Genomic DNA, 2,742 nt, shown 5'->3' on the forward strand with positions numbered 1-2,742 from the left:
CGTCGCCGTCGGTGGTGTGGCCGGGGCCGGGTTATCGATTGGAGATCCGTGAGAGCCGTGACCCCGGGTCGGGGGTCGTGGCACGGGTTCCCCTCGCAGGGGGGGTTCTGCTGCGCACCGCGGCGGGGGCGCCGGTCGGGGTCGGTCCGCGAGGCCTGCTCACCGGACGACCCGAGTCGGTCGAGGTGACGGGCCGTCGATGCGCGTTGGTCGGTTGGTCGAGGCCGTGGCCGATCGATGAGGCCTGGTGGGAGGCGGGTCCCGGTGGTGAGCCCCGCCGGCCGAGGGCCCGGATACAGGTCGTCCCCGAGCGGGCGGCCGCGTTGTTGCTGTGCTGCCTGGTCGGGGACGAACCGGGGAGTTGGACCGTCGAGGGGGTATACGAATGAACCGTCCACGACTCACCGTGGTCGCGGCCCCCGTCGCTCGCCGGGTGGGCTCAGCGCTCGATGTCGACCACCAGTCGGGTCGGGTTCTGGAGGAGGAAGGCCGAGAAGGCGCGGTCCGTGCCCTCGAGACCGATGACGGACTGCGCCTGGCCCTCGAACTGGCCCGCGAAGGCCACTCCGGCGACACCGGTCGCCTCGTCGCTCGAGACGGTGCCCACGGGGACCTCCGTCATGGAGGTCGTGGTGGGCAGGACCTGGTCGCGGATCATCACCTGGAGGAACGAGTCCCCGGGCACCTCCACCGGGAAACCGCTGCCCTGCTGGGCGGGTGCGTCCACGTAGTCCACGGAGTACCCCGGGACGCCCTGGCCCTCGAGTTCGAAGACCACGCGGTCCTTGCCCTGGTAGTCGCCCACGCGGATCTCGGTCACGACGAGCTCGGCGCGCTCGGCGGCGTCGCCGGAGTCCTCACTCTTCGGAGCGGAGTCCGCGGGCCTGGCGGAGGGATCGGAGGTCTCGGTCTCGTCCGGCGCCAGGGCCCGGGCCAGCGCGGCCGGGGAGGATCCCGCCGTGGTGGTCTGGCTCGTGGTGGGGGTGTCGGTCGAGGTGTCGGCTCCACATCCCGCCAGGCCCAGGGACGCGACGGCGGTGAGGGCGGCGGCCGCGGCGAGGCGGCGGTGACGGATACGCATAGGCCCAGCCTAGATCCCTCTGGTCACTTTTGTCCCACAAGGTGGCTACAGTTACGCCTCCTCGCGGGATGGGGCACCATGGGGTCGTGTCAGATACCGATTCCGCCACACAACCGGACTGGTGCTCCCTGCAGTCGGCCGATGAGCCACCGGCCGGCACCGCCGCCCACGAGGAGTCGTGGGTGCTGCTGGAGGTCCCCGGGCGCTGGGGCCGCGACATCTTCGACGGTGAGGCGCTGGGCGAGGACCTGTCCCGACGTCTCAAGGACCACGTCGAGGCCTGTGGGTCGCGCATGCTCTTCATCCGGCGGCCCGGCCGGGAGGGCCAGCGGCTCGACCGGCACCGCTTCTACCTCTGCGACACCCGCCCCGGCCGGCAGAACATCCGCACCGGCCGTGTCGACGGGCCCGGGGAGTTGCTCGGGCTGGACCTGTCTCCCGACGGGCACGTGGCCGGGACCCGCGAGGTCGCGGCACCTGTCCCGCTCGTGTGCACCCACGCCAAGCGTGACCAGTGTTGCGCCGTGCGGGGGCGCCCGGTCGCGGCCGGGCTGGAGGCACTGGTGGGCGGACGCCTGGCCTCACTCGATCCCGATGCCGCGGTGTGGGAGTGCTCCCACACCGGAGGGCACCGCTTCGCCCCGGTCCTGTTGCTCCCCGGCACCGGTTACACCTACGGGCCCGCGGAGGTGGCCCACGCGGCCGGGATCGTCGAGGCGGTGCTGGACGGTCGGGTCGTCACCGAGAACCTGCGGGGCCGCAGTACGTGGCCACCGGCCGGGCAGGTGGCGGAGGTCGCCGTGCGGAACTCCGGTGTGGAGGCGGGGGTGGACGACCTCGTCGTCACCCTCGACCCCGATTCCCCGCGCGTGGCCGTGGTCCGTCACACCGACGGTCGCGCCTGGCGCGTCGAGGCGGGCACCCGCCCGCTCCCCCCTCGGTCCCAGAGTTGCCGCAAACCGCCCGGCGACGCCTCGGCGTGGGTCGTGGAGTCGTTCACCCAGCTCTGAGCCCACGCACCGGGCCCTGGTGGGTGAGGCCCGGTGAACTGGTACCACGGCCCCAAGACCTGGACCGAGCTCGAGCGGGTCCTGTCCGGGCGACCGGGCCCGCGTGGGCCCCAGAACCCGCACCCCGGCGACGGCAGCGATGCCCCCGCCTGGTCCCGCCGACGGGGTGAGTACACCCCTCCGCAACGGCCCCGAACCCAGGGGCGCGTGCCCTACGCCGAGCTCCACGCCCATTCCGCCTTCAGTTTCCTGGACGGTGCCTCCTCTCCCGAGGCGATGGCGGAGGCGGCGGCGGAGCTGGGACTGACCGCACTGGCGATCACCGACCACGACGGGATGTACGGGGTCGTCCGCTTCGCCGAGGCGGCCTCCGAGCTGGGTCTGGCGACCGTGTTCGGTGCCGAACTCTCGCTGCCCGGGGATGAGCACCTGCTCGTGTTGGCCCGTGGAGGGGAGGGCTACCGCAGACTCTCGCGTGCGATCGCCCGCGCCCACCTGAGGGGAGGCGCCAAGGGTGAACCGCGGTACGAGATCGGCGAACTCGCCGAGGCCGCCGGCGGCCACTGGTACGTGCTCACCGGCTGCCGCCGGGGACGGGTGCGGCGGGCCCTCGAGCGGGGCGGCGCGAGCGCGTCCGATTTCGACACCGCG

General features: G+C 73.1%; 3 protein-coding genes. 2 read left to right on the forward strand and 1 reads right to left on the reverse strand.

The window, feature by feature from the left end:
• Positions 1–439: 439 nt before the first annotated feature.
• On the reverse strand, positions 440–1,081 hold the full coding sequence (locus tag G6018_RS08930) for a hypothetical protein (protein ID WP_182616328.1): 642 nt from the start codon (positions 1,079–1,081) through the stop codon (positions 440–442).
• A gap of 86 nt (positions 1,082–1,167) precedes the next feature.
• On the opposite strand from G6018_RS08930, the gene G6018_RS08935 reads away from it, so the two are divergent.
• Positions 1,168–2,091 (forward strand): sucrase ferredoxin, encoded by a 924-nt coding sequence (locus G6018_RS08935; protein WP_347237840.1) that lies wholly within the window; start codon positions 1,168–1,170, stop codon positions 2,089–2,091.
• 33 nt (positions 2,092–2,124) lie between these two features.
• The coding region (locus G6018_RS08940) for a PHP domain-containing protein (RefSeq protein ID WP_182639422.1) at positions 2,125–2,742 on the forward strand (618 nt) is incomplete at its 3' end.

Origin of the sequence: Dietzia sp. DQ11-44, from assembly GCF_014145205.1 — a bacterium.
Taxonomy (GTDB): Bacteria; Actinomycetota; Actinomycetes; order Mycobacteriales; family Mycobacteriaceae; genus Dietzia; species Dietzia natronolimnaea.

Excerpts from the sequence above, each read along its gene's own strand:
- G6018_RS08930 (WP_182616328.1), bottom strand. The coding sequence starts at position 1,081 with ATGCGTATCCGTCACCGCCGCCTCGCCGCGGCCGCCGCCCTCACCGCC.